At 63.8% G+C, this 5,661-nt stretch carries 5 protein-coding genes; all 5 read left to right on the top strand.

Features of this window, described 5'->3' with window-relative positions; translation table 11 throughout:
• The first annotated feature begins 105 nt into the window (after positions 1–105).
• The 5 genes from WC493_RS21400 to WC493_RS21380 all read left to right on the top strand — a co-directional run bounded on the left by WC493_RS21400 (position 106) and on the right by WC493_RS21380 (position 5,346).
• Positions 106–537, top strand: coding sequence for a hypothetical protein (locus WC493_RS21400; RefSeq protein ID WP_373068349.1), 432 nt, complete (start codon positions 106–108; stop codon positions 535–537).
• Between the two features lie 277 nt (positions 538–814).
• On the top strand, positions 815–1,213 hold the full coding sequence (locus WC493_RS21395) for a hypothetical protein (RefSeq protein WP_373068347.1): 399 nt from the start codon (positions 815–817) through the stop codon (positions 1,211–1,213).
• Positions 1,213–2,550: a baseplate J/gp47 family protein gene (locus WC493_RS21390; protein WP_373068345.1), complete on the top strand. Its 1,338-nt coding sequence runs from the start codon at positions 1,213–1,215 to the stop codon at positions 2,548–2,550. Before WC493_RS21395 ends, WC493_RS21390 begins: the two co-directional genes overlap by 1 nt.
• The gene (locus WC493_RS21385) at positions 2,551–3,684 is read left to right on the top strand and encodes a putative phage tail protein (protein ID WP_373068343.1); all 1,134 of its coding nucleotides are present in this window, start codon (positions 2,551–2,553) and stop codon (positions 3,682–3,684) included.
• 414 nt (positions 3,685–4,098) lie between these two features.
• Positions 4,099–5,346, top strand: a complete 1,248-nt coding sequence (locus WC493_RS21380; protein WP_373068341.1) for a hypothetical protein — start codon at positions 4,099–4,101, stop codon at positions 5,344–5,346.
• Positions 5,347–5,661 lie beyond the last annotated feature (315 nt).

Genomic DNA, 5,661 nt, shown 5'->3' with positions numbered 1-5,661 from the left:
CGTGTCCCCGGAATTACTAGCGGGGACATGACGGATAAGCGGGAACATGAACCGAGAGCCCGTCGCGGGCTCGAATTCGTGTCCCCGTAATTACGGGAAAAATAAATGACCATTTCCCTTCGCGATCTCGAACGCCGCCTGGCCCGCCTCGAGGGCATGTTTTACCGCGGCTACACGGTCTCGCCGGCGATTCCCGTCACGGCGCCCGAATCCGTCGTTACCGACGAGGCCGGTCTGCCGGGTGGCGAACTCGCGCAGCAGCTCGGGCTGCCCGGATCGGTCGTCTATCTGCCGCTCGGCTGCAACGTGTTGGTCGCCCGCGTCGCGCAGGGCCAGGACCCTGTCATCCTCGCCGGCACCGGCACGCTGGCGGCCATCGCCGCGATCAAGGTGCTCGCCGCGGCCCATCCCGAGGTGCTGACCGGCGGCCTGATTATCGCCGACCCCGTTGCGGCAGCCACCGCCATCGTCATCACGCCCTCCGGCGGCGACCTGGTCGGCAACTGGACGCTCAACGGCGTGGGGATACCGACATGACCGCCCCGTTTTGTCATTCCGACCGAGGGCATCCGAGCGGAGGAATCCCTTTCGCAAATCGTCATTCCGACCGAGGGCATCCGAGCGGAGGAATCCCTCTCGCAAATCGTCATTCCGACCGAGGGCATCCGAGCGGAGGAATCCCTTTCGCAAATCGTCATTCCGACCGAGGGCATCCGAGCGGAGGAATCCCTCTCGAAAGGGGTTTCTCCATTCCGCCGCGCGGCGCGGCTTCAGTCGAAATGACAAATATTTTTTTTCGCGAAGGAATTAAATCATGATCGACTACGGCTTCGCCGCCATCGCCTCCTCCGATCCCGGCGACTCCGGCGTCGGCTGGGTCCTGACCGGCACCGGGCAAATTCAGCGCGCCGTGTCGATCGCCGATCGCGTCAAGCGGCTGTTGCGCCCGCTGTTCGGCGCGGTCTGGTCCGAGGGTCATCGCGGCAACGCCGCGCCGCTGAAAAAAATGGTCGACGCCGCGCCGGTCATCGTCGCCGATCGCGTGCGCCTGGTGCTGGCGCCGCTGGTGTCGGCCGGCGAATTGGCGTTGACCGCGGTTGACGCGGCGGCGACCGCGAACAACTCCAAATTCATGGCTGTCGCGATTCGCGGCGTCGATCAACAACGGCGGCCGTTTCAACTCTCCGAGTTTGTCCGGATAGGAGACGCCTAATGCCGACGCTCAACCCGCAGGACCGGCGCGACCTCGCGCAAAATATGCAAACCGATTTGCGCAACACGCTGGCGGGCGCCCGCGTCGATGGACCGGGCGACGATCTATACGACATCGCCGTCGCTATTTCCGGCGCGCTGTCCGAGACCCAGGCGCTGCTCGCCCGCGCCGTAGATGAATCGTTCGACGACACCGCCTCGTTCGACGCGCTGAAAAAACGCCACCGCCACCGCCTCGGCGATCCCACGGGCGCCGTCGCCGCCACGCTGTCGCTCACCGTCACCGGCGTCGCCGGCAGCACCTGGGCGGTCACCGACCTCCTGGTCAGCCGCGATACCGGCCTGCGTTACGCGCCGATCTCCAGCGGCACGATGCCCGTTGCGGCGACCACCGTCATCGCCGTCACCTGCCTGACCGGCGGCGACGCCGGCGCGTTGGTGGCGGGCCGTTCCTTGATCTGGTCAGTGCCGCCCACCGGAATGGACGCCACGGCCGTCACCACGGGCAACCCGACCGGCGGCACCGCGGCGGAAAACGTGGACGAGTACCGCGCCCGCGTGTTCGACTACTACGCCAATCCCACCGCCGGCGGCACCGAGCGCGATTTTGCGCGGTGGGCCCTGATGGTCGACGGCGTCGGCTACGCCACCGCGTTCGCCAACCGCCGCGACCTGGGCACCTGCGACGTCGCCGTTCTTGATCACGAGGGCGACAACGTCGCGGCGACCGTGTTGATCGCCGTTCAGGCGAAACTCGATCTGATGCGACCCTGTACCGCCTACGGCAGCCTGGCGGTTCACCCGGTCCTCACCGATCTCGACGTCGAATTCAATTTGAAAATGGCCGCGGGTTACGAATTTTCTTCCTGGACGGCCCGCGCCGTCGCCGCCGGTTCAACGGCATCGCAGCTGCTGTTCGCCGACGCCCCCGACGCCCCGGCCGCCGGCGACTGGATCGCCTGCCCGGTCGTCGTCAACGGCCGCGCGCTCTGGCAGGCGCGCGAGGTGTATGCGGTTTCGGAATATCTGGGCCCGGGCGGAATTCCGGGAACCGCCATTGCGCTGCGCTCGGCGTTCTCGGCCGCGCCCGAAACCGGCGTCATGGCCCGCCCCGGCTGTTCCACGTTCGACCAGTTGGCCCTGGCGGTACAGGCCTATTTTGCGAGCCTCCAATCGGGCGGCACGTTTTATACCAGCGCCTGCGCGCGCTATCTGCTCGACAACCCCGAGGTGCTGTCCGCCGCCATTGTCGCCCCCGCGGCGGACGTGCCCGCCGCCGCGGATGAAACGGTCATCGAACACCTGGTGCTCGACGACCTGAAATTGAACGGAGTTTAAATGGCCTATACGCTCGCGATCACCGCGCCGGTTGAGAACGAGATCGTTTCCGATTGGATCTACCGGGTCACCGGAACGGTCTCCAGCGACGAGCCCGGATTCGACCTGACCGACCCGCGCTGGTCGGTGGTCGCGATCCAGCTCGCGGGGCCCGATATCGGCCTGCCTGTTCTCGATCGCGCGACGGGCGCCTGGTACAACGACCAGCGCATGGGTCCGCCGCCGCTCGTCGGACTCACCGAGTACGGCCTCTACTGGGATTACGGCGAGGTGGGGGAAACGCTTTACGCGTCCGACCTGGTCAACTTTACCAACCTCGGTTACACGATGCCGGCGCTCGCGCTGGCTCGCGACACCTCGGCGTTGCTGGGGCAGCACCTCAAAAACACGGTTCGCGTGACCGGCCGCTTTTATCTCGGCGCGGCGGCCACGTTCGGTGACGAGGCCGCGGCCTGCGCCGTGACCATCGTCGACGACACGAACCTCACCATCGTCACGCCGTTGTGCGACGCCGAACGCCATACCGTGCTGACCGTCACCCCGGCCAATGGCGCGGCCCCTACCGCGCTGCCCGTCATCGTCTCCGGCGCCGGTTACCGCCTGCTGCGCGGCCTGCTGCCGCGCGGCCGCTATCTGACCGACCCGGCCAATCCGTTCAACGTCGTGCTGGCCGCGATCGGGCATCAACTCGATTTGATCCAGGATCAGTTCGACGCGCTGACCGCCGCCGAATTGTTCCCCGACCTGGCCGAGACGGCCCTCTACCGCTGGGAGCGGATTTTCGGCTTGCCCGTCCGCGAGGACGACACCCTGGCCGCGCGCCGCGCGCGGCTCCAGATGATGATGCGCCTCGACCCGCTGATCAGCACGACCTACCTCAACAGCCTGGCGCAGACGGTGCTGCCGGGTCTGACAATGACCGAAAACGACCCGTACACGACCTATGGCCGTCAGAAATGGCAATACCAAATTCTGGAACCGTCGCCGAACTGGCTCGACAGCCAAACCTGGGCCCAGTTGCAGCAAACGCTGCAAACCGCCGGACCCGGCTTCGCCCTGGCCTGCGTCGGCCACTCCGGTTTCATCGTCGGCTCCTCGCGCGTCGGCCGCGATTTCCTGGACGCCGAACCATGATGTACCAATTTGTCATTACGGCCATCCTTGTCATTCCGACCGAGCGCATCCGAGCGGAGGAATCCATCCAGGCTTGTCATTCCGAGCGAAAGCCGGAATCCACGCCTTTTGGCCGCCGAGCGGAGGAATCCATCCAGGCCTGTCATTCCGACCGAGCAACGCGAGCGGAGGAATCCCTTTCCCTCAATGGCGTCATTCCGAGCGAAAGCCGGAATCCACGCCTTTTGGCCGCCGAGCGGAGGAATCCCTTTCCCTCAATGGCGTCATTCCGTGCGAAAGCCGGAATCCACGCCTTTTGGCCGCCGAGCGGAGGAATCCCTTTCCCTCAATGGCGTCATTCCGAGCGAAAGCCGGAATCCACGCCTTTTGGCCGCCGAGCGGAGGAATCCCTTTCCCTTTTAACAGGAGCTAAACATGCTTATTAAAAACTGGATCGATGGTGTCACCCGCCTTTACGCGGCCGAGGCCGACGCAATGGCCAAACTGCTCAACGTCACCCTGATGCCATGCCTCGGCGGCGCGATGGCTACCGCGACCGCCGCCGCGCCGTCCATCAACGGCACGCGCGTTGAGTTCGCCGCCCTCGGCGCCGAGGACGGCATCGTCACCGGCAACGCCCTGGCAACCGCGTATTACCGCGACTACGTAGATTTCGCGACCGGCAGCGAAATCGGCGGCCCGCTCGCCGCGGGCGCGTATACGCTCTATTTCGATATCCAAGAATCGGCCGGTCCCGTAAAAACCTACCTGATCAAAGCGGCGGCGGTTCTGACCTCCGAAGGCGTGGACGACGCGCTGTACCTCGTCGTCGCTACCGTCGCCTGGAACGGCACGGACACGCTGTCCTCGCTGGTCGATCTGCGCGCCGGTCAATGGGGCGCGCTCGACCTGACCGGCATGGGCCGCGGCGACCGCACCGAGGTCATCATCGGCGACGGCCGCGATTGGCGCTTCGAAGGCGACGTCCAGGTCGACGGCCGCCTCACCGCTAAGGCGTTCCTCGACGTTGGCGTCGTCGGCGTCGGCGGCGGCACGGTCAACCTCTATGGACTTACCGGCGATCACTCGGCCATTATCTCCGGATTCGTCGATTGGGCCGTCGAGGGTCCGCTGGTTTTCACGCCCGGCGTCGCCGGAAAAATCGACCTGAACCTCGGCACGAACGGCGTCATCACCGTGCCCAGCAGCGCCGACATCAACGTCGCCGGCGTCGCCCAGATCCAGGTCGGCGGCCTGCTCGACGTTCTCGGCACCACCGCCTTCGGCGACAACTCGCTCAGCCAAATCAACACCGCCGCCGACTTCCATTTTGAGTCCGGATCATTCACCGGCACGCCGACCCGCAATCAATTCACCGGTGCCAGCATTCTCAAGGCCTGGGCGCGGGTGCAGGCTAATGGGACCATCACGAGCAACTACAACGTTGCGTCCGTAACCGCATCTGGTTCTGGCGTTTATGCTGTAACTTTCAAACGCGCTATGCTTTCCGCCGCGCTTGGCGCTCCGATGATTATCCCCTATGGCAATTCTTCTGATTGGCACCTCTCGGCCATGACGATTGACGTGGACCATGTCGACTTCACCTTGAACATTGGTGGTCTTGGAGCCAATAGCGATTTTATTTTCATTCTCGCCGGCGGCAACCAGGCGGCGGACGCCTAGAATTTACCGGGCGGTTGAACGGTCGATAATGTCCGTTTAGCCGCCCGTTATAAAGGTTTCGTTCGCGTTACCGATTGGATCGATAAATAGCCCGCTGGATCGGGCGTCGTTTTCGAGTTGACCAGCGCTCCGAAAAATCGTAGGACAATCGGGCGCTATTGGTTTATCTATTTGACGTTCCGCGATAAAATGAAAATAACAACGCTATTTTTTCGCCTTATTTTACAAAACAAACTGAAGCTAATTTAATGTAGAGATGTAGAGTTTATCATAGCCATTCCGTTGAATTTCCCAAACCATTTTGCCGCCTACACT

It is taken from the genome of Zavarzinia sp., from assembly GCF_041650655.1.
GTDB lineage: Bacteria > Pseudomonadota > Alphaproteobacteria > Zavarziniales > Zavarziniaceae > Zavarzinia.
This window is presented reverse-complemented; position numbering and strand designations above follow the sequence as displayed.

What these genes read in the sequence shown, in the direction of transcription:
- WC493_RS21400 (WP_373068349.1), top strand. Translation starts at nt 106, where the DNA reads ATGACCATTTCCCTTCGCGATCTCGAACGCCGCCTGGCCCGCCTCGAG.
- WC493_RS21380 (WP_373068341.1), top strand. Translation starts at nt 4,099, where the DNA reads ATGCTTATTAAAAACTGGATCGATGGTGTCACCCGCCTTTACGCGGCC.
- WC493_RS21395 (WP_373068347.1), top strand. Translation starts at nt 815, where the DNA reads ATGATCGACTACGGCTTCGCCGCCATCGCCTCCTCCGATCCCGGCGAC.
- WC493_RS21385 (WP_373068343.1), top strand. Translation starts at nt 2,551, where the DNA reads ATGGCCTATACGCTCGCGATCACCGCGCCGGTTGAGAACGAGATCGTT.
- WC493_RS21390 (WP_373068345.1), top strand. Translation starts at nt 1,213, where the DNA reads ATGCCGACGCTCAACCCGCAGGACCGGCGCGACCTCGCGCAAAATATG.